The sequence below is a fragment of the Sulfuricurvum sp. genome (genome assembly GCF_049277495.1).
GTDB lineage: Bacteria > Campylobacterota > Campylobacteria > Campylobacterales > Sulfurimonadaceae > Sulfuricurvum.
The window spans coordinates 13,256-37,918 of sequence record NZ_JBASYM010000069.1; the positions used below are offsets into that span (position 1 = coordinate 13,256).

A 24,663-nucleotide genomic window follows, 5' to 3' on the forward strand; every position below is an offset into this window, starting at 1 on the left:
GTTACTCCTGCGGCAGTGATTTTTTCATTTGCTCAACTAAGTCTGCATCTATTTTATCAACAGCAGGGAGCACAATATTCGCTTTGAGGTACAAATCCCCGCGTACATTACTCTGGCGGTTCACGACTCCCATCTCTTTCAGGCGGAAACGCTGTCCATTTTTAGTATTTTCGGGAACTTTTAGAGTTACCTCTTTTTCCAAGGTCTGAATCACCACTTTCCCCCCGAAAAGTGCCGCATAGAGAGGAACATTGAAAGTTTTGACGAGATTGTCCCCTTCGCGCTCATATTCACTATTAGGGGAGATATCGATACGCAGGTACAAATCACCCGCTTGATTTCCGGCACGTTTTCCTTTGCCGCGAACGCGGAGTTTCTCACCGTTTTTGATCCCGGCCGGGATTTTGATGTCGAAACTCTCACCGCTGAGGCTGATCGAATGCTTACCGCCCAATACCGCAACCGCAAACGGAATCGTAACATTGGCATCAATGTCAAGATTCATTCCACCGCCGAAACCGCCGCCCCCGAATCCGGATTGTCCGCCAAAGCCGCCGAAGCCGCCACCCCCAAATCCGCCGCCGCCTTGGCCGAAAATATTACGTAAGATATCATCTAAGTCAACATTTCCGCCCTGCCCTCGCGCAAAATCATGGAAGTTCTGTCCGCCGAACATTGAATCGCCGTACTGATCATATTTGGAGCGTTTTTCTTTGTCACTGAGAACTTCATAGGCCGCATTGATCTCTTTGAATTTTTCTTCGGCTTTGGGATCTTTATTAACGTCGGGATGGTACTGTCGGGCAAGTTTGCGATAAGCTTTTTTAATCTCTGCTTCGCTTGCTCCCGGAGCAACTTCAAGTGTTGTATATAAACTTTTAGACATTTTTCAATCCTGTTACAATCATAGTTAATTATTTAGCAAAGATTATAGCACTAAGTTTGAGTCAATGTCAATCAAGGTTAAAAAGGAAATCGCGGAGTATAGGGGTATAAAGAGAATTAGAACTTGCGTCTACCAGACGCAAGCAATTTTAGTGGAGAAAGTGACGAATTCCGGTAAAATAGAGAGACATACCATGTTCATCCGCCGCTGCGATAACTTCTTCATCACGCACTGAACCACCCGGCTGGATGACGGTTTTAACTCCCGCACCCGCCGCCGCATCGATAGAGTCACGGAACGGGAAGAATGCTTCTGAAGCGAGCGCTGAACCGCTCACATCCAGACCCATTTCTTCTGCTTTTTTAAGCGCACAGCGTGCCGCATCGACGCGAGACGTCATGCCCATACCGACTGCTACCATCGCGGCGTCTTTGACGTAAACGACACAGTTGGATTTGGTCAATGAAGCTACTTTATACGCGATCTCCGCATCTTTCATAGCCGCATCGCTCGCAACATGCTTCGTCACGAGTTTCGCATTTTTCACTTCATCCGCACCGACACGGTCGGCATCTTGGAAAACGAATCCGCCGTCGATATGTTTGAAATCGATCGCGTCATTGCTTAGTGCAATACGGTCGGCTCCGTATTCGAAAAGCTTAAGACGTTTTTTCGGCTCGAACACCGCACGCGCTTCGTCATCAATGCGTCCTGCAATGATCACTTCGAGAAACATCTCGTTCATTTTCTCTGCAAGCTCTTTGGTCACAATACCGTTAACCGCTACGACACCTCCGAATGCCGAAATAGGATCGCATTTAAGTGCTTCGTTATAGGCATCAAGGAGATTATCACGGATTGCAAAACCGCACGGATTTCCGTGTTTGACGATACAGATAGCATTTTCGTCCCCAAATGCCGCCGCGATTTTTACCGCACCGCTGATGTCGGTAAGGTTATTGAAGCTCGCTTCCCCTTTAAGGGTTTTGAAGTTTTTGCTGAAGAAAGTGTCAAACTCGTATAAACCACCCTTTTGGTGAGGGTTTTCGCCGTAACGAGTATCCATCACTTTGTTTCCGACGATGAACTGCTTTGCACCCATGCCGTTGTTGAAACGTTTGTTCATATAGTTGGCAATCATTGAATCGTATGCCGCGGTATGCTCATACGCTTTGATCATCAAATCGCGACGAAACTCCATCGTGTTTTCACCGTTGGCAATCGCATTGAGAACCAAAGAATAATCTGAAGGATCCGTAAGAATAATAACGCTATCGAAGTTTTTCGCCGCAGAACGCACCATCGCAGGACCGCCGATATCGATGTTTTCAATGATCTCTTCAAAATCATCCGTTTTTTCGATCGTCGCTTTGAACGGATAAAGGTTCACACATACCAAATCGATCGCTTCGACACCGAGTTCGACCGCCTGATCAAGATGCGATTGTTTGTCACGTCGGTGCAAGATACCGCCATGAATATACGGGTTCAATGTTTTAACACGCCCTTCGAAACATTCCGGAAACTTTGTTACCTCATCAATCTCGATGGCACTTACACCTGCATCACGCAGCATTTTGTACGTTCCGCCCGTAGAGATGATCTGATAATCCAAACCGATAAGAGATTTGGCAAACTCAACGATATTGCTCTTATCGCTGACACTGAGCAGTGCACGCTTCATGCAGTTCCTTTGATTGGGTTTCAACCCAGAATTAATGGCGGAATTGTAACAAATGATGGTTTAGGGGAAGGTAAATTGAGGTAAAATTATTCCATGCAACCCTACATCCACCCCTTTCCACCCATTCTCGATCACAATACTCGCATCCTGTTTCTCGGAAGTTTCCCCAGTATCGCCTCGTTTGAGCAGTCATTCTATTATGCCCATCCACGCAATGCCTTCTGGCCGATCCTCGAAGAGATCTTCAATGTACCTTTGGGCACCAATGAAGCCAAAAAAGTCTTTTGTCTGGAAAAAGGGATCGGGCTATGGGACGTCATCGGCTCATGCGAACGGAGCAATTCGAGTGATACCAATCTCAAAAACTGTATACCGAATGATTTTGAAAAGCTATTAGATGAGTATCCCAATATCCGGGCACTCGGATTTACGGGGAAAAAAAGCCATGATCTGTTTATGAAGTATTTTAAGGGTTTAGACGTTGAAAAAGTGTTGCTTCCCTCCACTTCACCTGCACATGCGGCGATGAAATTTGAAGAGAAAAAAGAGATTTATAAAAAGTTTTTGGATACCTTTTTAACTGTTTAAAACCTGTTCAAAAATACTTTTTGCCGTCTTCCATCGATCCCCTTTGGCATTCATCATCACGATAACGCAGTCTCGCCCGTCTTTTTTCGCGCGTGCAATCAGACATGGTCCCGCTTTGGCGGTATATCCCGTTTTTACTCCGACTGCATATTGGTAACGGTTAAGGAGACGATTATGCGTGTAGGCATAAAATTTCCGATGCTTATTAAGAGAATAATAGGTATGTTCGTTCAATCGGCTGATATCGTTAAATTTTTTATTTTTAATGGCGTACTCCGTCATTTTCAGAAGATCTTGGGGAGTCGAATAATGTTTTTTATCGTCATATCCGCAGGGATTGGTAAAATGGGTGTGCTTCATGCCGATTTTTTTAACTTTTGCATTCATCATCTCGACAAAATGCTCTTCAGTTCCTCCGACGGTAATCGCAATTGCCATTGCCGCATCATTGTCCGATTTGATCATCGCCGCTTTGACCAGATCTTCCATAATTATGACATCACCGCGTTTATATCCGGCAATCGTCGGTTCTACCCGCAGCATCTCACGTGTAATTGTTACCGGAGTGTTTAGACGGCCATGTTCAATTGCCAGCATCACGGTCATCACTTTGGTAAGACTTGCCGGGCGAAGCTCTTTAAACGGTTCTTTCGAGTAAAGCATCTTCTTGGAATTCATATCTTTGACCAACAATGCTTCGATGTCGAGTTTATTTAATTTTTCTTTATCAATATTGGCAAAAAGACTCACGGAACCGATCAAACATAAAGCAGCTATTTTTTTTATCATAGGAAATACCTTCTCATTTTTCTATCGCAATTTTGTCAATTCTAGCAAACCCTATACCAGAACATGCTTTATCTCTGTTATTTATACTTCAGGCATACGATCGGTGAGACATTGTTCATATTAAAGACCAAATCACATTTTGCAATAAATTTTCGTTACAATAGAGTATGCAAAGTTCAAGATATGCTTCTATTGAAATTGTTCAAGACGGTTCTCATACGCTATTACAGTGCAGTGGGTCATGGACTTTACCGTATTTAAGCCATATCGCCGGTTTGCTGGAAACATTTCATCCCCAATCTTCGGTTACATGGGATGTATCCAAGGTAAGTGGAATCGATTCCGCCGGCGTAGCACTGTGGCAACTCTATCATAGAGCCTTTGAAAAAGAAAAAATCACGTCCAACCTCATCGGGGCGAATGCAGAACAAGGCAAACTCTACCAGCTCCTTTATTCACATCCGCTTGAAATACCGAAACCGCCGAAAAAACTTTCATGGCTCTATCTACTGGGACGTGAAACCCATCATAACGTGCAGGGAATAAAAGCTTTTTTAGCTTTTTTTGGAGAGGCGTTTGTCCTCTTGTTCTATACCCTTCTTCACCCTACGCAGATCCGTTACCGCTCCATCACTGCCCATATTTTTGCAACAGGGGCCAGTGCTTTGCCCATTATCGCATTAAGTGCTTTTTTAATCGGGGTTGTTGTAGCCTACCAAAGCATCGTTCAACTGCAAAAATTCGGAGCTGATATCTTTATCGTCGATATGATCGGTATCTCACTCACCCGTGAGCTTGCTCCGCTCATCACGGCTATCGTTGTAGCAGGACGGAGCGGTTCGGCATTTACGGCTCAAATCGGAGCCATGAAAATGACCCAAGAGATCGATGCGATGAAAACGATGGGATTTGATCCCTTCACGTTTCTCGTGTGGCCACGGGTCATCGCATTGATGATCGTCATGCCTCTGCTCATCTTTTTTGCCGATATCATCGGAATATTCGGCGGGATGGTGATCGCACAGGCTCAATCTCACTTGAGTTTTAGCGAATTCATCCACCGCCTTCAGGGAGCATTGCCCATCAAACATTACATCATCGGTATTGTTAAAGGGCCATTTTTTGCTTTTTTAATTGCAATGGTAAGTACTTACCGAGGGTTTCAAGTCTCTTTAAATACGGAAAGCATAGGCCATTACACAACCAAAAGCGTCGTCAATGCCATCTTTTTAGTGATCGCATGTGATGCAATCTTCTCAGTTCTCCTCACCGAGTTGAAACTATGAATAATATCATTATCGAAGCACGCGATATCGTTTCCGTATTCGGGGAAAATATCATCCATGATCATATCAGCTGCACTATTCGTGAAAATGAGATTTATGCATTATTAGGTGGGAGCGGATCGGGGAAATCAACCCTTCTTCGGGAGATGATCCTCCTCCAGCGCCCTCAAAGCGGAAGTTTAAAAGTACTAGGATTTGATTTAGAAACGATTACCCCTCTACAAGCGCAAAGTCTTCGACGCCAGTGGGGAGTATTGTTCCAATCAGGTGCCCTGTTTTCTTCACTTACGGTCGGGGAGAACATCGCGATGCTCTACCGCGAGTATACGGATATTCCTCCCAAACTTATCGACGAACTCATCGCCATTAAAATTGACCTTGTCGGTCTGCCGGCACATGCACGCTTTCTCTACCCCAGTGAACTGAGCGGCGGAATGATCAAACGTGCCGCCCTGGCGCGGGCTTTGGCACTTGATCCGAAATTGCTTTTTTTAGATGAACCGACTTCCGGCCTTGACCCGTTTAGTTCACGGCAGTTCGACACACTGATCCGGCAACTGCGTGATCTCTTAGGGCTTACGGTCGTTATGGTGACACATGATTTGGATACCATACATCATAGCATCGATCGTTTCGCATTACTGGGGGACAAAAAGATAATTGCCGAGGGGACATTGAATGAAGTCCTACAGATCGATCATCCGATTGTCGATTATTTCTTCCAAAAGGGGTCTTATGGAATCCAGGGTTAACTACACAGTCGTAGGGATTTTTGTCCTGTTCTTAGCTTCATCTCTTATCGCTTTTGCATTTTGGCTCGGCAAATACAATCAAGACGACGGAAACTATCACCGTTACCGTACTTTCATCACCGAGTCGGTCTCAGGCCTTGCTCCCGAAGCAGCCGTAAAGTTTAACGGAGTCGACGTCGGAATGGTCGAATCGATCCGCATCAATCCGCGCAACAGCGAAGAAGTGGAACTCATCCTCAAGATCAAAAAAGAGACCCCCATTAAGACCGATTCCAGAACCGTCCTCAAATTTTACGGGATAACAGGTCTGGCATTTATCGAAATCATCGGAGGCAGTAAAAATGCATCTCTCCTGAGTAGCGATACCAATGCCATCGCAACAATTCCCGCTTCCCCATCACTGATCACGCGGCTGGATGAATCATTAAGCAATGTTGCTTCCAAACTCTCTGTCACGTTGGATCGCGCCGATCGTCTTTTCAGTGACCAAAATGTAAACAATATCGCACAATCCTTAGAGCACTTACGCTCACTCACGGCACAAATAGACGGCTATCAGCAACAGGTGAAACAACTGTTGAAACAAAGCAGAGTACTTGAGAATAATGCAACCGAATCATTAATAGCCATGAAAGAGGCTGCCGGAAGCGTCAAAAACAGTTCTGAAAACTTTAACACCCTGATTCAGACTAAAATGTCGTCTACCCTCGAATCACTCACGGCCACATCCCGTGAAAGCCATACCCTCATCCGTAAAATCGAAGATTCCATCGACCGCGGTGATTATAATCTCCAAACAATTGCATCTCCCGCATCCAGTGAACTGGGTGATCTTATCTCTCAGACACGGGCTCTTACAATCGAAATGGAATCTACGCTGCGCAGTCTTCGGGAAAGTCCTTCGGATCTGCTGTTTAAAAAATCGGCTCCCAAGCCCGGACCAGGAGAATAACCATGCGCCACCTCACCCTAATAATCCCGACAGCCCTGTTGATACTCGGATGTTCGACGGCAATGACCCCGCCCATCCAGGAATATACGATTTACCCATCAGTTGAAAGTTCCGCCGCACTCACCGTACGTTCACCCAAGACGCTTCGTATTTCATCCACGAAAACGATCCCCTCATTGGCCTCTAAAAATCTTTATTATCTCCGGAGCAAAGGGGAAAGCGGCAGCTATCTCTACAGCCGATGGAGTGATAGCCCCGCGATCTTCATCGAACGTTCTCTCACCGCCGCTTTGGAAGAAAAAAAGATGTTTACGGCTCTGCTGACTCCGCTCTCCACCGCCCATGCCGACTGGATTCTCGAAGCGGATTTAAGTGCTTTTTATCACCGAATTGAGCAAAATGATAAAAGTTCAGGGGTCATTGACATCACTTACCGGCTTATCGATACCAAAACCAAACTTCCTCTGGCTTCTAAACGCTTTATCATCACGGTTGAATCAGCAAGCGCGGATGCAGCCGGTGGAGTCAATGCCTTAACCAATGCAACACAAGAGCTGACGGATCAGTTGATCCAGTGGCTCAATATCCAAATTCAGGAGAAAAAATGAAGCAAAAAATAGCCATCCTCTGCTCCGGAGGCGATGTATCGGGAATGAACCCTGCCCTCAAACGGTTTGTCGAATACGCCTATGCCCGCGATCTTCAACCATACTTCGTCCATAACGGATTCGAAGGATTGATCGACAACAATATTACTCCGGCCGATTATCATGATGTAGCCGGGATCATTACCCGAGGCGGTACGAAAATAGGCTCGGCACGCTCCAAACGATTCATGGAAGAGTCTTTTCGCGCAGTAGCGGCTGATAACTTAAAATCGCGAGGCATTGACCGATTGATCGTGTTGGGGGGAGACGGAAGTTTTCGGGGGATGGAACGTTTTTATGCCGAAACCGGGATTGCATTTTGCGGGATACCTTCCACGATCGACAATGATATCAACGGCACTGATTATTGTCTGGGAGTGGATACGGCATTGGGCGTCATCAAAAATGCGATCGATCAGATTCGCGATACGGCATCCTCGTTCCGCCGGGCTTTTGTCATCGAAACGATGGGGCGAAACTGCGGCTATCTCGCATTAGTTTCGGCGATCACCTCCGGTGCCGAAGTGTGCCTTATTCCCGAAATTCCGATTAATATCAACGATTATAAAGGGTGTTTTCAATCTCAGATATCCAAAGGACGCGATTATTTTATTGCCATTGTTTCTGAAGCACTTCAAAACAGTGCAGAAATTTCCCTATGGTTTGAAAAAGAGCTGGGTATAGAATCACGGGTATCGGTGTTAGGACATATTCAACGAGGCGGCAATCCGAGCGTATATGACCGTCTCATGGCCTATCGATTCGTTACCTATGCGATTGATGCTCTGCTAGAAGGAAAAAGCCATTCGGTCATCTGCTATACAAAGAGCCATTTTACTTTTAAAACGATTGATGAAGTAGCCCTTCATCCCTACAAAATCGATGAGGAACTCCTCACCCTCGGTCGTGAACAATTTGCTCCATCGCACTGTCAAATGTAGGATAGTTAAAGACAAATCCGGCCTCTTGTAAAATCCGGGGATAAACTTCTTTGGATTCCAGCATCACAATAGAACCCTCTCCAAAGATGAGTTTGACCAACCATGCAGGAAGATCAAACAATGTGGGACGACCCAATATCCGTCCCATTGCTTTCGTCTGTTCTAAATTGCTGATGGGTTCAGGAGAAGTAAGATTGACAACTCCGCTGATCTCTCGGTGATCAATCAAAAAAGCGCAGGCTCGAACCAAATCTTCCAAATGTACCCATGAGATCATTTGGAATCCATCTCCCATTTTTCCCCCGAGCCCGAGTTGAAACGGAGGGAGCATTTTCGATATTGCACCGCCGCCCTCGCCGTAAACAACACCAAACCGCATTACACATACACGTGTTAGTTCAGATTCGGCTTTCATAGCGGCATATTCCCAGTCACGGACTAACGCTGCTAAAAAATCGTCTCCCATGTTTTGGGAAGATTCATCATGCTGGTGATACGCATCGTATATTCCGACAGCAGATGCATTGAGCCACGTATGGGGAGGATTCATACATTGCTTCAGTGCTTCTACCAATTTACGGGTTGTTTCCAAACGGCTTTGGCGCAATACACCCTTATATTCGCTGCTCCAGCGACCCAAGATATTGGCGCCTGCAAGATTGATGATGACATCTGCCTCTTCCATTTTTTCCGATAACGCATCAACCGAAGTAGATGAACGAACACTAAGTGCGATTATTTCATCTCCGCGTTCCGTAAAAAAATGTTCTAATGCACTTCCCACAAATCCGCTCATTCCGCAAATGACTATTTTCATATTTTACCCTTGTCTAATGCATCGTACGATTGTAGCTTAAAGGGTGCATGCAAGGATTAAAGATATAATTGATAGCCATATTTAATTTAAATATAATAGAGGAAAACACATGTTCTATCTACTTTACGTCTATGTTCCGATTTTAGCATCTGAAAATCTTAAAAATGCCCTTTTTGATGCCGGTGCCGGGCGTTATAAGTACTATGACCGGTGCAGTTGGGAAAGTATCGGAACGGGGCAATTCAGGCCTCTGGAAGGATCAAACCCCTCTTTAGGAACCTTGGAAGCTCTCGAAAAAGTAGAAGAGATAAAAATAGAGATGATCTGTACCGCTGAAAAAATAAAAGAAGTTTTGGAAAAATTAAAAGAAGTACATCCGTATGAAGAACCGGCGTATGGAGTAATAGAGATTAAAACGTTGGAAGATTTTTGATACTTCCCCTAAAGGGGAAATAGCATTAGCCGCAAGAAGGAACGTTGCCTGAATCAGAACCGTATTCAAACAAGAAATCGCGCAAATCTTGTGATTGTGCTTTAAACATATCACCATTAAAATATGCAGCAGATTTATCCCCTGCGTGTTTTTTGATAATCAATTCGCCATTGTTAGCGAAAAGTTCATCCCACTCATCTTGTGTATGCATAGCAGCACCTTTGGTACCGTTACCATGACAATTTTTACATGTTTTCAAATAGGCTTTTTGACCTTTTTTGATATCGGCAGATGCCGATGTACTCATCATCCCTACAGCAACAAGTGCTGCGAGGAAACATGAAGCTGACTTTTTCATGCTGTTCTCCTTCGAAATTATTGATTTAAGACACCTTCAACATTTTCGAAAAAACAGTGAAGGTGTCTTGGACCCTTTAATCATATCGACTAAAGGGTAAATAGCGGTTTAACATCTGATTAATTTGATACTTTTTTTTGTTTTTTTATCAAAAACGTATCAAATTATCCCACTTTTATTCGGCTTCCGTCTCTGATACAATCTCTTCTTTTGCTTTGCTCGCACGAACTTCCAAACGAATTTTATCTTGTCGAAGTTTACGATATGCTTTGTATTGTGCTTTCGTCAATTCTTCCCCGCTTAAGCCTACTTCGGCACCGATTTCCTCAGGTGAAAGTCCCGCTTCGTTCATCATAATCATACGAAACTCTTTTTTGGTGAGGTGACGTTTAAGCGATGCATACAGTTCACGTTCATCATCACCGATCTCTATCGCACTGCACTCATATAACCGTGCCAAGACTTCGCGAATTGTTTTATTTGGGTTGTAACGCAACCAGAGTGAATTTTCAAGCATATTTTTCCTTTTTTTAATACGCCGACCGAACAAAGTCCGGCTCGGCTACGCTAACGCTGAGTTTCCCTCAGCGGGAAGCTCGCGCACGCTTGCGTGCTTTTACGCAAACACCTTTGTAATAATTTGAGTGAGATCCTTGGTATCAACGATAATATTTGCCTCTTTTTTGAGAATCTCTTTGGCACAAAATGCCACACGAGTTCCAGCATGGGCGAACATCGAGCGATCATTCGCCCCATCACCAACGACCATCGTCTCTTCTTCGGTAATTCCGAAAAGACCTTGCAGACGAAGCAGCATATCCCCTTTGGAAAAATCGAACATCATATCTCCGCCGACGAGTCCGGTGAGTTTCCCCTCTTTCTCATGCAAAACATTCGAAAAATCGGCATCGTATCCGAGAATATGTTTCGCATGCGACGTTGCCGAGCGAAACCCGCCGCTGAAACAGACGACTTTGATACCGCGCGATTTCAATGCGGCAATCGTCTCTATCGCTCCCGGCATATACGGAAGGTTATGGCAAATCTTTTCCACTTTGGAAAATTCCAGCCCTGTTAACAAACCGACACGCTGCTGCAGCGATTCAAAAAAATCGAGTTCCCCGTTCATCGCCCGTTCCGTAATGGCAGAGACTTCGGCACCGATTCCGAGTGCTTCGGCAAAAAAATCGATCGTCTCCCCATCCATCAAGGTTGAATCGAAATCAAATACACATAACTTTATCAAAATAGATTCCCTACATTTTGTTATAATGACGCAATTATATCCAAAGGCACCTTTTGTTCGAAACCTTTATCCATAAACTACGCAACAGCACTTATATCACCCTAGAGACTACCCCGTCGAGGTCAGCTCAATTTGTCCCGACGATTGAAAAAATCGCCGCTTTGGGTTTGGACAAACTAGTAGACGGATTCAGTACTACCGATAATCCCCTCGCAAAACTCAAATACAATGCCCTCTTTGCCGCGATGAAACTCCAGGATCGTTTTGGTAAACCGACACTCGCGACGATGAGTATGCGCGACCGTAACCGTATCGCTTTGCAAAGCGACCTTCTCGGTGCCAATGAGTCCAACGTACGCGCTATCCTCGCTCTGACCGGTGACAGTGCCCATTACTCCGATCAGCCTCATGCCAAAGGGGTATTCGAGGGAAACAGCAAATTGCTTCTCGATATCATCACAACCCTCAACAACGGAACCGATCTGGCGGAACAAAAATTGATCGCTCCTGTCCAGAAAATCTACCCTTTCGCCGTTATCGATGCCTATTCCAAAAGTGCCGCGACATTGCAGAAAAGAATGACGAAAAAAGTAGCCCACGGAGCCATCGCTATCATCTCCCAGCCCGTATACGATCTCGAAAATGCCCGCAAACTTTTAGAGATGATGGAAAATGCCAATAGCGAAAATGATGCTGAGTGCGTACTGGTTTTAGGCTATTTCCCGATTACCAAACTCCGAACCGCCCGCTTTTTGGATGAAAATGTTCCGGGGATTTTTGTTCCGAGCACATGGGTCGAAGCACTCGAAACCGCATCCTTGATCAGCCCCGAGGAAGAGTACCGTGTCGGTTTTGAACTGAGTAAAAACCTTTTTGAAGAGCTCAAAGCGCTCCATCCGAAAATCCACATCATGACCGCCAATCAGTTTGAGTTAGCCAAGGCGATTTTGAGCTAATTTCAGATTTTTTTACTCGCTCGTCATTCCCGACTTGATCAAGAATCCAGCTGAAAATTATTATGGTAATTGTATTTCTAATTGATTAAAACTGCATTGATCTTGAATCGGTGCAGCTGCTTCAGAATTCGTTTTAAACTCATAAATATTATAAACCCGAAATCGCATTTTATTGTCTATCAACTCAACATGGCTAATGGGATGCCAATCTCTTCCATCCAAAACAATATCTTTTGGCAGTGACACATATAACTCTTTAACAAATTGACCTGTTTTGGTAAATTGAATTATTCTTATATTCTTAGTTAATCTAAAAGTATAGAATGTATAAATGTCATTTTTTCCTGAATAAGAAAAAGCATTGTCATTCCATAAATTTTCATTATATGCTTGAATATCCTTCGAATATTTTGACAAAATTTTTGTTGAATAAGTTGTATTATTTGAATCAAATGAAAAAATATGAGGAAAGATTATTCGTGCAGATTTATCACTCGATTGATCTTTCCATTGATTAAACGCGTAATTTTTGTAATCATTTTTTTCATTTACAGAACAATATCCTTTTGCTTCAGTTTTTATCAATTTTCCTTCAATAAAATAGGTATTTTTGCTCCAATCTAAGTGCTTTACATGATATTTTATACTCTTATCTAAAAAATTATTAATGACATTGGAATTATTCGTAGTCAAATTTGTAGATAATAAAAACAATAACTCATTCCAAATGTTATGCCGTAGCATATATTCAAGCCTTAGATCAAAATTTTCTAATTCTCTGTCACTGATCGATGATTGAAAAGGTAGTTGATCTGATATTTTTAGAGAAGATACGAGTTTTGAATTAGATTTGAGTTGAATTTCTACTACATAAGCATTCATGTTTTTAGTAGAGATGATGTCGAGTGTGTAGGGAGAATTATTTTTTTGCGTATAGCTTATTTCTCTTTGCTGTAGTAATTCTGCAATATTTACTGATTCAAGTTTTGGGTATACCCAAAATCCGCCCCACCCCTCATTAGCACCAAAAGTTATAAAGTCATTTGGATTATAAGAAGACGGAACTTTAGTAGTATTGCCTGTAATTTTGACAAAATTGCCATCATTCAACGTTAAAACTTCATTTATTTTTTCTTCGAATGCATATTTTGGTTGTATAAAATCGATAATCTTTGTATTAAATCCGATCAATGCAGACAACAAAATGAATACAATAATTCTGGATATTAAGTGCATTTTTATAGGTATCAAGTGCATTAAAAGCAAAGCAATGAGCAAAACAACATATGTAGGGAAAGCATGAATAAAGAAAATAAAAATCTGTATATAAATGATAAAACCAATAAGCAGAAAGATTGAAACACCTATTACAGCTACAGTTGTCCAAAATCCTACCCATGTTAGTCGTTGTTTCAGTAAAAATAATATTAGTAACGGTAAGCCAAAAGTAAACGTAAACATTGCTGGCATGAATAATGCCGATGCTATAGAAATAATTAGTAAAATAGTAAGAAAAAGAATTGGATTATTTTTGTATAAATCTAAAAACCTAAAATTATTCAAAACGTCAATCCTTATTGTGTTAATTAAATAATTATAGTATTTTTTAGTGAAAAATACTCTTGATTTTTAAGATAGTCTCCTATTCCTAATGAGCTTGTCGAACCATGAACTCTCCCTTCGACAAGCTCAGGGCGAACGGAGGTGGTCGTGGAACGATTTTGACCTAATTTCAGCCTCTTTTGGCTATAATCGATCACTATATAAACGCAGGAATGACCCTTTATGATCGATGTAAAACTTCTCCAGAAAAATTTTGACGAAACCGCCGCTGCTCTTATGCGTAAAAAAGTGGACGCTTCCGTAATCACTGAACTCAAAACCGCCAATGAAAACCTCAAAACCGCCAAACTTGCTTATGAGACATTGCAAGCCAAACAAAACGAACTCAGCCGACTCTTCGGCCAATACAAAAAAGAGGGAAAAAGCACCGATGAGCTGAAAATCGAAGTCGATGCGAACAAAGCGACTTTGAGTGATCTCTTAGAGACTCAACGCTCTGCCGAAGAAGCCCTCGACGCGATCATCATGCGTGTCCCGAATATCCCTGATGCCGATGTCCCTGACGGCGAAGATGAAAATGACAATATCGAGCTTAAAAAAGTACTGACGCCTCCGACATTCGCCTTTACTCCGAAAGAGCATTGGGAACTCGCCGAGCAAAACGGCTGGATTGATTTCGAACGCGGAGTCAAACTCGCAAAAAGCCGTTTCAGTGTCGTCGGGGGAATGGGAGCACGACTAGAGCGCGCCCTTATCAATTTCATGCTCGATTTCAACCGTGAACGGGGATTTGAAGAATTTAGTGTTCCGATGCTCGTCAACCGCCGTGCATTAGAAGGGACGGGTCAACTTCCGAAATTTGAAGACGATCTGTTTAAAGTCGAAGAGGAAGAGCTTTATTTGATCCCGACGGCCGAAGTTCCCCTCACGAACCTCTTTCAAGATGAAATCATCAACGGTAGCGATCTTCCGATCAAAATGACGGGATATACCTCATGCTTCCGTAAAGAAGCGGGAAGCGGCGGACGTGACGTGCGCGGTATGATCCGCCAGCACCAGTTCCACAAAGTTGAACTCGTTTCTATTACCCGAGCCGATCAAAGCGACGAAGTATTTGAAGAGATGGTTGCTTGTGCTTCTGATCTTCTCGCCGCCCTTGAACTCCCGCACCGTCTTGTCACTCTCTGTACCGGAGATTTAGGATTCGGTGCGGCACGTACGGTGGATCTGGAAGTATGGCTTCCGGGACAAAACACTTATCGTGAGATCAGTTCCGTTTCCAATACAAGAGATTTCCAAGCCCGACGTGCCAAAATCCGTTACAAGGAAGAAGGGAAGAATCTCCTCGCACACACCCTGAACGGTTCAAGTTTAGCGGTCGGCCGGACGATGATAGCTATCATGGAAAATTTCCAGCAAGAAGACGGTTCCATCCGTATTCCTACTGTATTGCATAAATATCTCTAAAAGGTTAAAAAGACGCTATGGCTGAAGATCAAGAAGAGATAATCATTATCGAAGAATCGGATGCGGCCGGCATTATCAAAATGTCAGCATCCGAATCCGAATCTTCGGCCGAAAAAACAAGTCCGTTCAAAAATAAACGCCTCATCTTGCTAATCGCCGGTGTTCTTCTTTTACTCCTCATGCTGGGAACGGCATGGGTCATCTTTTTTTCCGCAACATCTGAAGAACCGACAAAACCTCTCGATCAGCCGATCGTCGAAAAAATCAACAAGACGGAAGAGACTCTCATAGAACCGAGCGCTCTAGAAAATATGATCGAACGGGCCAACTATCTCTACAGCAGCGGAAATCAAACCGAAGCGTTGAAATTGTATGAGAAAATCGCCCTCTATTCCGAAGCAATTTCCCAATATAACCTCGGAGTCGTCCAACTCAAAGAGGGAGAATATCAAGGAGCCTTGGAAAATTTTAAACGCTCCATCGCCAATAGCGAAAATCGATGTGTCAGTGCTATCAATGCCGCCGTATGCTGTCTCCATTTAAAACAAGAAGAAAATTTCAATTACTACATCGACATGGCTCAGGCGTATCTCCCCCAAGAGAGCAGCTCACCGATGTACTCATATTATTACGCGCTGATCAACTATTATAAAGGGCGTTATCTCGAAGCACTCAGCGCCCTTAAACACCCCACTGCCGATGAATACCAGGAAATACAAAACAAACTTCGCACCAGAATAGACTCTATGTTCGGAGATTATGACGACGCGATCAATTCACTTGAAAATCCTTTGCAGGAAGAGGACTCTTTTTCTCTCGGCCTTTTATATGCCAATATCGGTGATTTGACCTTGGCGAAAAAGTATTTAAATGAAGCAATGATTCAAAACGACACGCCGATTCAAGAACAATTGGCATTGGCTTATGTCTACCTCAAGTCAGGGCTTCATGAAAATGCGGCCAAATTACTCAAAGACACCACCGATGTCTATCCGGATCAGGTCTACACTCCCTACCCTATCCATGTTTATTTGAAGTCCTCACTTTTTAATCCTGATGACGTGCAGCACATTTATCGTGGCAATAAAAAAGACAATCGTGCCAAAATATATCAGAATCTCTTCTATTTTGCCCCGTATAAAATCTTTAATGCCGATCAAACGATCAGTTATATCCGAAAAGGAAATGCAAATATTTACATAGATGACATTACCAGTGCAAAAGAATACCTTCAAAAAGGGACTCGTGCTTCCAGCGTCGATTACGGTATTGCACTCGCCATCCAAAAAGCTCTGAAATTTCGCCTGAGAGATGCGAATGAAGCGCTTTTAGCACTTTTGAAAAATAATCCTCAACACTCAATTTTGCATTACAATTTAGCCCTGACCTATGCACAGTTAGGGGATATGTCCAAAGCATATGAACATTTCCTGCGCTCTTACCATCTTGATGCGCATAATTATATGTCCGGAATCTTTGCGATCATGAGCTCTGAAATAATCGGAAAAAGCAATCCGAAATTAACCTCGATTCTCAAAGACAATCTGGCACAAGAACCGGATAAAGAAGAGTTTGAACTGTATCGCACAATGCTCGATATCACCCAAAACAACCTGCCGAGTGCAGCTAAATGGCTCGACAACCCTTACAAAGAGCGCCCTCTCTATCTTGCGCTGAATATTTCGATCGCTTCAGCAACGGGAAGATCCGATACCGCACTGATAGAGGCCAAGAAACTCTCTGCCCTTCAACCCAACGATATCCTTCCGCACTTGATAGTTATCGATACCTCTTTCCACGATCAAAAGCCAAAAGCTTTTGCCTCATCGGCCATTAACTATCTCAAAAAACAGAAATTTCATTATGACGATCTATATTTTGGGCCCCAGCTTACACGGGATCGAAGTATTTTAATGGCAATGATGACCGGAGATCTAGACCCTTTCATCAAACGGCTTGAAAACAGACTCCAAACGACATCTGATCATACTGCCGACATTATGGGGGCATTGGCACAGGCTTATTTTTATCAACAGGATTTTGAAAAATCATATACGCTGTACAATCAGCTGATCGATACTTATAAAATACGGGATGAGCATACCCTCTTTATGAGTGCTTGTGCTTCTATCGGATCAGAACATTATGAAAATGCAATTGCGCTACTGGAACTTTCAAAACTCAAGAATCCTACGTACTTGGAGAGCCGTTATGCCCTTGGCTTGCTCAATATGCAGATACAAAACAATCCGGGAGCCATTATTGAATTCACTAAAATGGGAAATACCGGCTTCGTCTCACAGTATTTTGATTTTGGCATTGATACCGAAAAGCTTGCCAACGAACCTAAAAAATATCACCCTCTGTAAATAAGGCGCCGCAGCAGGTAAAAAGAAGCCCGCGAAGGGCCATAAAGCAAATACCCCGCTGCCAAGATTGCCATCCCTTCAATCGGATAGATAAAAACACCTAATGCGACTACAATCAATCCAACCAAAAAACGCATAAAATGAAAAGTTTTGAAGTTCATCTTTTTAAAACTCGGATAGCGGATATTGCTAACCATCAAAATAGATAAAACAACGGCGAGAGGAAGAACGAATACTTTAAGCGCCACGAATTCCGGATATTGCTCCAGTAATAAAATAGCGATTGAGATCATAATTGCGGCTGTCGGAATCGGAAGTCCGATAAATACACTCGGTTCTATTCTGGAAGTTGTCACATTAAAACGGGCAAGGCGCACCGCACCAAAAATGATAAAAAGAGCGCTCACAACGATTCCAATACGTCCGTAGCTTTCTCCCGCGTACAGATAGAGAAGCAATGCCGGAGCAACGCCGAATGCGACGATATCGGCAAGAGAATCAAACTCAACACCGAAATGGCTTGCCGTATTCGTCATCCTGGCGACACGTCCGTCCAGTCCGTCAAATACAAGGGCTAAAAAAATAAACCATGCTGCCGAGGCGAATGACCCCTCAAGCGCTAATGCAATGGTATAAAATCCGGTAAAAACAGAAGCTGCGGTAAAAAGGTTGGGAAGAAGATAGGCAATAGGCGGAGGAGATTGACGCATAGGAATTTCCTTTCAAGCGCGAAATGGCAAGGTCACGATCGGTTTAGGCCGCGTTTAAATAGCCTATAACACTCTCACCTGCACGAACGCTAGAACCGGCACCGACTAATAGACGGGTATGCTCAGGTAGGTAAAGAATACTGCGTCCTTTTGCTAAAAACCCGTAACGGTTCCCCTCTTTCAGTTTTTGGCTGTTTTCCAAGTCGATTCCGATTGAAAAACAGCTCTGTTCACTGAGATGCTCAATATAGATTTCATCCCCTTTTACCGAACGAAAAGAGATTACCGCTTTTTCATTCAGTCTCTCTGCCATTGGATTATAAAGAGGGAGAGAAGCCCCGTGACGTATTTTAAATCCTTCGACTACACCGTCAAACGGGGCACGAAGCATCGAAACATCCCAAAGCGAATTCATAATCGTCACTTTGGTCATTTTATGATCATCCACCAAAGCCTCTTCTATCGACAGAACAACGCCGTCAACACTGCTGATGATTCCATCTGTTTCTGTTTCTGATGTATTACGTTCGGGATTCCGGAAAATGGCCAATACTGCCAACAGCAATGCACCGATAACGAACTGAAACAAAGTCAATCCCGTCATTGTAAAAAACAAAAAAAGTGCGCCCAATACACCGGATAAAAGCCATCCTCGGCTTGAGAGGATAAAGGTATCATTTTGAACGCTCATACGGTGCCCCTTTTAATCATCAATGACGATTTTTTTACTTGAAGGCGTCTCTTTACGCTCTTCAAGCTTCGTCTCAATATTGTTTTCAATTTCAAATGCTTCAATGATTTCACGTACTTGATCGCCCGATATGTTCTCTTTGGCATACAGAAGCTCAACAATCTTTTCGATTGCACCGCGGTATTCTTCCAAACGTGCTTTGACTTCGACATAGCGGCTTTGGAGAGATTCTTTTATGAAAGTGTCCATATCTTCTGCCATTTTATCACTGTACTCACGCGCCTGAGACATACCGCCGCCTAAGAAGGTATTACGCTGTTTTTCAAGAACCATCAGTCCTGCAACATCACTCATACCGTACATTTGGACCATTGCTTTGATAATATCGGTAGAACGCTCTAAATCGTTTGCAGCTCCGGTGCTGATTTCACCGATAAAGACCTCTTCCGCAGCTCGTCCTCCGAGAAGAACATCAACTTCAGCCCACAATTCATGGCGCTGCATCAAATATTTATTCTCTTCAGGAGTATTGAGAGTATATCCCAATGCTGCCAATCCGCGGGGAACGATCGAAACTTTGGAAACTTTTTTGGCACCCTTCGTGGTCTCTGCAAGCAATGCATGTCCGCTTTCATGATAGGCAACAATGCGTTTCTCTTTTTCATCGATTCGGCGGCTTTTTTTGGACAATCCAGCGATTGCACGCTCTACCGCTTCTCTCAAATCGTCTTGACGAACAGTTTTTTGGCTTTTTCGTCCTGCGAGCAACGCGGCTTCATTAATGATATTAGCCAAATCGGCACCGGCTAGGCCGGCGGTCAGACGCGCAATCTCTTCTACATCCGTATCTTTGTCTCGCTTAACGGCTTTGATATGGACATTCAGGATATCGATTCGCCCTTGAAAATCAGGTTTATCCACCAAAACTTGGCGGTCGAATCGACCCGGACGAAGGAGAGCCGGATCGAGAATCTCAGGCCGGTTGGTTGCGGCCAAAATAATAATCGGCGTATCGGTACCGAAGCCGTCCATTTCGGCAAGGAGTTGATTGAGGGTCTGCTCACGTTCATCATTCCCCCCCATTACACCGCCGGCGGCACGGCTTTTCCCGATTGCATCAATCTCATCAATAAAGATAATAGACGGAGCGTCTTTTTTTGCTTGTTCAAACAAGTCCCGTACCCGAGCGGCACCGACTCCGACAAACATTTCGATAAAACTTGAACCTGATACCGAGAAAAACGGCACTTCGGCCTCTCCCGCAACAGCTTTTGCCAATAAAGTTTTACCGGTTCCCGGGCTACCGACCAAAAGTACCCCTTTTGGAATTTTCGCACCCAATTCAACATAACGATCCGGAAACTTCAAGAAATCGACAATCTCTAAAACTTCTTCTTTTGCTTCTTGAACACCGGCGACATCATCGAATTTGGTTTTTGGTTTTTCAGAATTGACCAATTTCTTTGAACTTCCCATTCCCAAAATACCGCCGCCCATGCTTTTTTGCATACGTCCCGCAAAAAACATCCAGATAGCGATGATGATCAAAAATGGGAAGAGCCATCCGAACATCTCCGTAAACCAATTGCTCTCGTTAAATCCGGTGTAGTTGATTTTTTGTTCATCAAGGAGCGGGATCAAGGTTGAATCCGGTCCGACGATACGTGTGGTGTAGGCAACTTTTCCTGTGCCGTCACTGCCGATTGCACGGATATAGGTTTGTCCGATAGATACTTTCTCGACCTGCTTTTCTTGGATAAGACGTTTCAGATCTGCATAGCTGATCTCTTGGGTTCGGGTAACATTTTGGCCGCTGATTTTTCCAGCTAACTCACTGTCATCTCCGATCACTGCCTTAAACAGGATGATTACGGCTATGGAGAAAAGGACAAACGTAATTAAAGGATTCTTATTAAAGAAATTGCCGTTTTTATCCGGATTCGGGTTCGATTCAGGTTGACTCATATTATTCATTTCCTTTTTGGGTTACCACAAGCGTTACCCATTCGTTTTCGACAAGACGTTCGGTTAATTCAAAATTTTTGTATGCGCGTAAAACTTTATCTTCATATTTGTCCATTATTCCTGAGAGGATTATAATGCCCCCTTCTCGTAACCGTTTTTTAAGATCGCTGGCAATGAATACCAACACGTCTGCAACGATATTGGCAATAATGACATCGTATTTTTCATTGCTTTCTGTGACGGGGCCTTCCCAAAGACGGCGGTAGGCAATATGATTTTGTGCACCATTGACAATGGCATTTTCGACGGAGAGAGGATCGGTATCGCACGCATCGACCACAGCACCTTTTTTGATGGCCGCAATCGCTAATATTCCGCTCCCGCACCCGACGTCCATCACTTCGTCGCCTTCTTTAACATATTTGGCAATTCCTCGGAGACAAGAAGCGGTCGTAGGATGGTGCCCGGTTCCAAAGGCGAGAGCAGGATCAATCGCGATATTGTACAATCCCTCTTTCGGTGCTTCCCATGTCGGATGGATATAGAAAGAATCGATTTGTACGGGGGTTATACCCTGCTGGTACTGCGCGATCCAATCATCATTTTTTTCTTTCGTGAGGGTAAGTTCAACATCGACTACTTGCCCCAGCGCCCGCTGTAACGCTTCGGAAAATTGTTCAATTCCCCACATTACGGTTTCAAGGTCTTCTTCACTGCGGATAATAAATCCGTCATCAATCTCTTCAAATCCGACCGGAACGACATCCACTAAAAAATCACTGAAGAGCTCCAAGTGGGAAGATGGTTTGACAACCAACATATAATAGTGATCTGTCATTAACCCTCGGTACCTAAAACGGCAGCAAGTTTTTCTTTTAAAACTTGAGGAGTAAACGGTTTAACAATATAATTATTGACGCCTGCTTTCAGGGCGGTAATAACTTCTGCTTTTCCCCCTTCCGTCGTCACCATAATGATTGGGAGATCGGTAAAACGTGCATCGGCACGTACTTTTTTAACCAATTCCAGACCATTCATTTCCGGCATATTCCAATCGGTAATAAGCATCCCGATATCGGTGTTTTCATCTAGAACAGTCCAACCTTGAAGCCCGTCTTCTCCTTCTAATACGTCTTCGTATCCGAGACGCGAGAGGGTATTCTTGATAATACGGCGCATTGTCGAGCTATCATCTACAACCAATAATTTCAAAGCGTGTCCTTTTGTCAATTCTTACTTAATAGAATAAATGTTCCTAATAATAACCTATCCATCTTTGTGATAAGTTTAAAGAAATTTTTTGAGGTCAATTCGCCCCTCATAAAATGCTTTACCGACGATTACACCGGAAACTTCACCACTTTGGATCAAAGCTTCAATATCACTTGCATCTTTCACTCCACCGCTGGCGATCGTCGGTATTCCGGATGCTCTGGCAATATCAAGGGTAAAATCGACATTGACTCCGGTGAGTGTTCCGTCACGCCCGACATCGGTGCAAATAATCGCTTGAACTCCCGCATCGGCAAACGCTCGCGCTAAATCCGTCGCTTTCATCGTACTCACTTCGCCCCATCCCTCAACGGCAACATAGCCATCAATCGCATCAATACCGACAACAATCGGATATTTTGCCGCCATGGTTTTCACAAACTCCGGATCCCGAAGAGCAATCGAGCCCAAAATCAATCGGTCAATTCCCAATTCCAAATAACGTTGAATCGTCGCTTCGTCGCGAATACCGCCGCCGAGCTGAAGTTTCACATTGCAATTTTCACGTATGGCGCGAATCTGCTCCAAATTGATCGGTTCTCCGGCAAACGCACCGTTAAGATCGACCAAATGAACCCATTCGGCTCCCATCTCTTCAAATGTCTTAACCAATTCCCACGGAGTATCAGAGTAGATTTTAGCGCTCTCCATCGCCCCTTTGGTTAAGCGGACCGCTTTACCGTCTTTTAGATCAATCGCCGGGAAAATAGTCATTGAATCGTCCTTTATAAGTTAATGAAGTTTTTAAGTATACGAAGCCCGTTTTGATGGCTTTTTTCAGGATGGGGCTGAATCCCCATAACGTTTTCATGAGCCACTGCACTCGTAAAGCGGTAACCGTAAACGCTTTCACCGATACTGTCTTGTTCATGGCGGCATAAAGCATGATACGAATGGACAAAATAAAGATAATGCGCTTCGTCCAAGCCGTCAAATAATGGGTGATTTTGGGTAAACATCCGGTTCCAGCCCATATGTGGCACTTTCAGCGGCGTAGAAAAACGGCTCGTATCAAATGCGACTACACGCCCTTCGATCAGTCCCAATCCTTCGCTTATCCCGAATTCTTCACTCGATTCGAATAAAAGCTGCATTCCCAGACAAATACCCAGCAAATATTTCCCGCTGGCGGCATATTCACGTACTGCAGCATCCATGCCACGTGCTTTAAGGTGTTCCATCGCATCTCCGAATGCTCCGACACCCGGCAAGATTATACGGTCATACGTTTTCAGTTTATCGGGATCGGATTCTACGACTACTTTCTCCCCCAACAGATCAAAAGCGTTTTTGACACTGGCGAGATTGCCCATGTTGTAATCGACTATTCCTATCACGAGACTTCCTTCGTATGGGTAAAATGGATATAAATGGCAAGTCCGACAAGCAATAATGCAACTGCACCGATGATATAGATAGCATTGATCAACATCGCAGGTTCTGTCATCGCAAATTTAAAGACGAGCATCAGAGCCTCAATCGAAAGGGCAATAATGATCGATCCTAAAAATCGAACCATCGTTTTGTGCATATCGGAGGACGGATCATGTTTCGGACGGCCTAGCACTTCCTCCTCAAAGAGGGTCTTGACCAAATCAAATATCGCTAACGACAAGGTTAGTAAAATGGTTGCTTCAAAAATATCTTTAATTTCGATACGCCCATAATCGCCGAATCCGTATGCCAGAAATCCTTCAATCCCCTTTACAAACAGCAACAATGATACGAATGCCAGTGCCAGGGTAAAAATCGCATAGGCGGTTCGAAAAAATTTCCCCGCCATCGATTCAGAAGCAAGAGGATGGGCAATACGAAGGACTTCGGCCAAGGGAATATCAAGACAAGCAACGTAGACGATTTCACCATGCTCATCAAAAATCGGCTGGGAAGCCGTTACCGTGAGTTCGTCATTCAGCAGCGAAGGATAAGGATCGGTGATCGTACAGCGGCGCTCGTTCATCGCTCGGTAATAATACGCCCGGGTTGAACGGCTTACCCCGGTATCGTCCTCTTTTTTTCCATCTTTCAGATAGGTCGGTCCGACTTGATTCCCTTTGGCATCCAAAAGGTAAACAGCGTCAAGTCCTTGAAGGTCACCGCGTATTTTGAGAAGACGGGCAGTAACCGATTCAACCGATACAGACGGAAGATGATTCGGGAGATTTTTGTGAAACAGGTAACAAAAATAGGCGCGCGCTTTTGGGCGAATTTCGGAATATTGGCGAATGTCTTGAACAACCATTTTGACTCCTAGCTTCTCTTGTATTTTGAGGGGGATTGTAGCTTAGTTG

At 43.9% G+C, this 24,663-nt stretch carries 26 protein-coding genes; 10 read left to right on the top strand and 16 right to left on the bottom strand.

Features of this window, described 5'->3' with window-relative positions:
• Position 1: 1 nt before the first annotated feature.
• Both WAO38_RS12065 and purH read right to left on the bottom strand, forming a co-directional pair.
• Positions 2 to 886: a DnaJ C-terminal domain-containing protein gene (locus tag WAO38_RS12065; RefSeq protein WP_422237431.1), complete on the bottom strand. Its 885-nt coding sequence runs from the start codon at positions 884 to 886 to the stop codon at positions 2 to 4.
• A gap of 148 nt (positions 887 to 1,034) precedes the next feature.
• Positions 1,035 to 2,570 carry a bifunctional phosphoribosylaminoimidazolecarboxamide formyltransferase/IMP cyclohydrolase gene (gene purH / locus WAO38_RS12070; protein ID WP_422237433.1) on the bottom strand — a complete coding sequence of 512 codons (1,536 nt, stop codon included), beginning with the start codon at positions 2,568 to 2,570 and terminating at the stop codon, positions 1,035 to 1,037.
• A gap of 93 nt (positions 2,571 to 2,663) precedes the next feature.
• Here purH and WAO38_RS12075 point away from each other — a divergent pair, with 93 nt between their 5' ends.
• Complete coding sequence (locus tag WAO38_RS12075) at positions 2,664 to 3,158, top strand: DNA-deoxyinosine glycosylase (RefSeq protein WP_422237435.1); 495 nt, start codon at positions 2,664 to 2,666, stop codon at positions 3,156 to 3,158.
• Here WAO38_RS12075 and WAO38_RS12080 read toward each other — a convergent pair.
• Positions 3,147 to 3,947: a D-alanyl-D-alanine carboxypeptidase family protein gene (locus tag WAO38_RS12080; protein ID WP_422237437.1), complete on the bottom strand. Its 801-nt coding sequence runs from the start codon at positions 3,945 to 3,947 to the stop codon at positions 3,147 to 3,149. The genes WAO38_RS12075 and WAO38_RS12080 overlap by 12 nt on opposite strands.
• Before the next feature lie 167 nt (positions 3,948 to 4,114).
• On the opposite strand from WAO38_RS12080, the gene WAO38_RS12085 reads away from it, so the two are divergent.
• From WAO38_RS12085 to WAO38_RS12105, 5 genes are read left to right on the top strand one after another with little or no spacing between them, the layout of a single operon-like run.
• Positions 4,115 to 5,233, top strand: a complete 1,119-nt coding sequence (locus WAO38_RS12085) for an MlaE family lipid ABC transporter permease subunit (RefSeq protein ID WP_422237439.1) — start codon at positions 4,115 to 4,117, stop codon at positions 5,231 to 5,233.
• Positions 5,230 to 5,985 (top strand): ABC transporter ATP-binding protein, encoded by a 756-nt coding sequence (locus WAO38_RS12090; RefSeq protein WP_422237441.1) that lies wholly within the window; start codon positions 5,230 to 5,232, stop codon positions 5,983 to 5,985. The genes WAO38_RS12085 and WAO38_RS12090 overlap by 4 nt, the downstream gene beginning before the upstream one ends.
• Positions 5,969 to 6,937 (top strand): MlaD family protein, encoded by a 969-nt coding sequence (locus WAO38_RS12095; RefSeq protein ID WP_422237443.1) that lies wholly within the window; start codon positions 5,969 to 5,971, stop codon positions 6,935 to 6,937. The genes WAO38_RS12090 and WAO38_RS12095 overlap by 17 nt, the downstream gene beginning before the upstream one ends.
• 2 nt (positions 6,938 to 6,939) lie before the next feature.
• Entirely contained in the window at positions 6,940 to 7,545 is a 606-nt protein-coding gene (locus WAO38_RS12100) for an ABC-type transport auxiliary lipoprotein family protein (RefSeq protein WP_422237445.1), read from the top strand.
• Positions 7,542 to 8,525 (top strand): 6-phosphofructokinase, encoded by a 984-nt coding sequence (locus WAO38_RS12105; protein ID WP_422237447.1) that lies wholly within the window; start codon positions 7,542 to 7,544, stop codon positions 8,523 to 8,525. The genes WAO38_RS12100 and WAO38_RS12105 overlap by 4 nt, the downstream gene beginning before the upstream one ends.
• On the opposite strand, the gene WAO38_RS12110 is transcribed toward WAO38_RS12105, so the two are convergent.
• Entirely contained in the window at positions 8,479 to 9,342 is an 864-nt protein-coding gene (locus WAO38_RS12110) for a TIGR01777 family oxidoreductase (RefSeq protein ID WP_422237449.1), read from the bottom strand. The two genes, WAO38_RS12105 and WAO38_RS12110, sit on opposite strands and share 47 nt — an antisense overlap.
• Before the next feature lie 109 nt (positions 9,343 to 9,451).
• Between WAO38_RS12110 and WAO38_RS12115 the strand changes: the two genes are divergently transcribed.
• Positions 9,452 to 9,775: an NGG1p interacting factor NIF3 gene (locus tag WAO38_RS12115; RefSeq protein ID WP_422237451.1), complete on the top strand. Its 324-nt coding sequence runs from the start codon at positions 9,452 to 9,454 to the stop codon at positions 9,773 to 9,775.
• A 25-nt stretch (positions 9,776 to 9,800) separates the two neighbouring features.
• Here WAO38_RS12115 and WAO38_RS12120 read toward each other — a convergent pair whose 3' ends face one another.
• From WAO38_RS12120 to serB, 3 genes are all read right to left on the bottom strand, one after another.
• Entirely contained in the window at positions 9,801 to 10,133 is a 333-nt protein-coding gene (locus WAO38_RS12120) for a c-type cytochrome (protein WP_422237452.1), read from the bottom strand.
• A 175-nt stretch (positions 10,134 to 10,308) separates the two neighbouring features.
• Complete coding sequence (locus WAO38_RS12125) at positions 10,309 to 10,650, bottom strand: hypothetical protein (RefSeq protein ID WP_422237454.1); 342 nt, start codon at positions 10,648 to 10,650, stop codon at positions 10,309 to 10,311.
• 99 nt (positions 10,651 to 10,749) lie between these two features.
• Positions 10,750 to 11,379, bottom strand: coding sequence for a phosphoserine phosphatase SerB (serB, locus tag WAO38_RS12130; protein WP_422237456.1), 630 nt, complete (start codon positions 11,377 to 11,379; stop codon positions 10,750 to 10,752).
• 53 nt (positions 11,380 to 11,432) lie between these two features.
• Between serB and WAO38_RS12135 the strand changes: the two genes are divergently transcribed.
• Complete coding sequence (locus WAO38_RS12135; protein ID WP_422237458.1) at positions 11,433 to 12,335, top strand: methylenetetrahydrofolate reductase; 903 nt, start codon at positions 11,433 to 11,435, stop codon at positions 12,333 to 12,335.
• 60 nt (positions 12,336 to 12,395) lie between these two features.
• Here the strand turns inward: WAO38_RS12135 and WAO38_RS12140 are convergent, their stop codons facing one another.
• Entirely contained in the window at positions 12,396 to 13,898 is a 1,503-nt protein-coding gene (locus tag WAO38_RS12140) for a hypothetical protein (protein ID WP_422237460.1), read from the bottom strand.
• Positions 13,899 to 14,120: 222 nt separating this feature from the next.
• Here WAO38_RS12140 and serS point away from each other — a divergent pair, with 222 nt between their 5' ends.
• Positions 14,121 to 15,365 carry a serine--tRNA ligase gene (gene serS, locus WAO38_RS12145; protein ID WP_422237462.1) on the top strand — a complete coding sequence of 415 codons (1,245 nt, stop codon included), beginning with the start codon at positions 14,121 to 14,123 and terminating at the stop codon, positions 15,363 to 15,365.
• A 17-nt stretch (positions 15,366 to 15,382) separates the two neighbouring features.
• Positions 15,383 to 17,734 (top strand): tetratricopeptide repeat protein, encoded by a 2,352-nt coding sequence (locus WAO38_RS12150; protein WP_422237463.1) that lies wholly within the window; start codon positions 15,383 to 15,385, stop codon positions 17,732 to 17,734.
• Here the strand turns inward: WAO38_RS12150 and pssA are convergent.
• From pssA to WAO38_RS12190, 8 genes are all read right to left on the bottom strand, one after another.
• Positions 17,722 to 18,444 (bottom strand): CDP-diacylglycerol--serine O-phosphatidyltransferase, encoded by a 723-nt coding sequence (gene pssA, locus WAO38_RS12155; protein WP_422237465.1) that lies wholly within the window; start codon positions 18,442 to 18,444, stop codon positions 17,722 to 17,724. The two genes, WAO38_RS12150 and pssA, sit on opposite strands and share 13 nt — an antisense overlap.
• Positions 18,445 to 18,487: 43 nt before the next feature.
• Positions 18,488 to 19,135 (bottom strand): phosphatidylserine decarboxylase, encoded by a 648-nt coding sequence (locus WAO38_RS12160; RefSeq protein WP_422237467.1) that lies wholly within the window; start codon positions 19,133 to 19,135, stop codon positions 18,488 to 18,490.
• Between the two features lie 12 nt (positions 19,136 to 19,147).
• The gene (gene ftsH / locus WAO38_RS12165; protein ID WP_422237469.1) at positions 19,148 to 21,109 is read right to left on the bottom strand and encodes an ATP-dependent zinc metalloprotease FtsH; all 1,962 of its coding nucleotides are present in this window, start codon (positions 21,107 to 21,109) and stop codon (positions 19,148 to 19,150) included.
• Positions 21,102 to 21,938 carry a 50S ribosomal protein L11 methyltransferase gene (locus WAO38_RS12170; protein WP_422237471.1) on the bottom strand — a complete coding sequence of 279 codons (837 nt, stop codon included), beginning with the start codon at positions 21,936 to 21,938 and terminating at the stop codon, positions 21,102 to 21,104. Before WAO38_RS12170 ends, ftsH begins: the two co-directional genes overlap by 8 nt.
• Positions 21,938 to 22,312, bottom strand: a complete 375-nt coding sequence (locus WAO38_RS12175; protein WP_422237473.1) for a chemotaxis response regulator CheY — start codon at positions 22,310 to 22,312, stop codon at positions 21,938 to 21,940. Before WAO38_RS12175 ends, WAO38_RS12170 begins: the two co-directional genes overlap by 1 nt.
• A gap of 75 nt (positions 22,313 to 22,387) precedes the next feature.
• Entirely contained in the window at positions 22,388 to 23,086 is a 699-nt protein-coding gene (gene hisA / locus WAO38_RS12180) for a 1-(5-phosphoribosyl)-5-[(5-phosphoribosylamino)methylideneamino]imidazole-4-carboxamide isomerase (protein ID WP_422237475.1), read from the bottom strand.
• Positions 23,087 to 23,097: 11 nt separating this feature from the next.
• Positions 23,098 to 23,709, bottom strand: coding sequence for an imidazole glycerol phosphate synthase subunit HisH (gene hisH, locus WAO38_RS12185; protein WP_422237477.1), 612 nt, complete (start codon positions 23,707 to 23,709; stop codon positions 23,098 to 23,100).
• A complete protein-coding gene (locus tag WAO38_RS12190; RefSeq protein ID WP_422237479.1) occupies positions 23,706 to 24,614 on the bottom strand; it encodes a PDC sensor domain-containing protein in 909 nt (302 codons plus the stop codon). The genes hisH and WAO38_RS12190 overlap by 4 nt, the downstream gene beginning before the upstream one ends.
• Between the last annotated feature and the right edge of the window lie 49 nt (positions 24,615 to 24,663).

Bases quoted from the DNA above. Each gene is read 5' to 3' on its own strand.
- WAO38_RS12150 (WP_422237463.1), top strand. From the start codon at position 15,383: ATGGCTGAAGATCAAGAAGAGATAATCATTATCGAAGAATCGGATGCG.
- purH (WP_422237433.1), bottom strand. From the start codon at position 2,570: ATGAAGCGTGCACTGCTCAGTGTCAGCGATAAGAGCAATATCGTTGAG.
- ftsH (WP_422237469.1), bottom strand. From the start codon at position 21,109: ATGAATAATATGAGTCAACCTGAATCGAACCCGAATCCGGATAAAAAC.
- WAO38_RS12065 (WP_422237431.1), bottom strand. From the start codon at position 886: ATGTCTAAAAGTTTATATACAACACTTGAAGTTGCTCCGGGAGCAAGC.
- pssA (WP_422237465.1), bottom strand. From the start codon at position 18,444: ATGCGTCAATCTCCTCCGCCTATTGCCTATCTTCTTCCCAACCTTTTT.
- WAO38_RS12105 (WP_422237447.1), top strand. From the start codon at position 7,542: ATGAAGCAAAAAATAGCCATCCTCTGCTCCGGAGGCGATGTATCGGGA.
- WAO38_RS12190 (WP_422237479.1), bottom strand. From the start codon at position 24,614: ATGGTTGTTCAAGACATTCGCCAATATTCCGAAATTCGCCCAAAAGCG.
- WAO38_RS12090 (WP_422237441.1), top strand. From the start codon at position 5,230: ATGAATAATATCATTATCGAAGCACGCGATATCGTTTCCGTATTCGGG.
- hisA (WP_422237475.1), bottom strand. From the start codon at position 23,086: ATGACTATTTTCCCGGCGATTGATCTAAAAGACGGTAAAGCGGTCCGC.
- WAO38_RS12120 (WP_422237452.1), bottom strand. From the start codon at position 10,133: ATGAAAAAGTCAGCTTCATGTTTCCTCGCAGCACTTGTTGCTGTAGGG.
- WAO38_RS12160 (WP_422237467.1), bottom strand. From the start codon at position 19,135: ATGAGCGTTCAAAATGATACCTTTATCCTCTCAAGCCGAGGATGGCTT.
- WAO38_RS12100 (WP_422237445.1), top strand. From the start codon at position 6,940: ATGCGCCACCTCACCCTAATAATCCCGACAGCCCTGTTGATACTCGGA.
- WAO38_RS12110 (WP_422237449.1), bottom strand. From the start codon at position 9,342: ATGAAAATAGTCATTTGCGGAATGAGCGGATTTGTGGGAAGTGCATTA.
- WAO38_RS12080 (WP_422237437.1), bottom strand. From the start codon at position 3,947: ATGATAAAAAAAATAGCTGCTTTATGTTTGATCGGTTCCGTGAGTCTT.
- serS (WP_422237462.1), top strand. From the start codon at position 14,121: ATGATCGATGTAAAACTTCTCCAGAAAAATTTTGACGAAACCGCCGCT.
- WAO38_RS12170 (WP_422237471.1), bottom strand. From the start codon at position 21,938: ATGACAGATCACTATTATATGTTGGTTGTCAAACCATCTTCCCACTTG.
- WAO38_RS12115 (WP_422237451.1), top strand. From the start codon at position 9,452: ATGTTCTATCTACTTTACGTCTATGTTCCGATTTTAGCATCTGAAAAT.
- WAO38_RS12125 (WP_422237454.1), bottom strand. From the start codon at position 10,650: ATGCTTGAAAATTCACTCTGGTTGCGTTACAACCCAAATAAAACAATT.
- WAO38_RS12085 (WP_422237439.1), top strand. From the start codon at position 4,115: ATGCAAAGTTCAAGATATGCTTCTATTGAAATTGTTCAAGACGGTTCT.
- WAO38_RS12095 (WP_422237443.1), top strand. From the start codon at position 5,969: ATGGAATCCAGGGTTAACTACACAGTCGTAGGGATTTTTGTCCTGTTC.
- WAO38_RS12075 (WP_422237435.1), top strand. From the start codon at position 2,664: ATGCAACCCTACATCCACCCCTTTCCACCCATTCTCGATCACAATACT.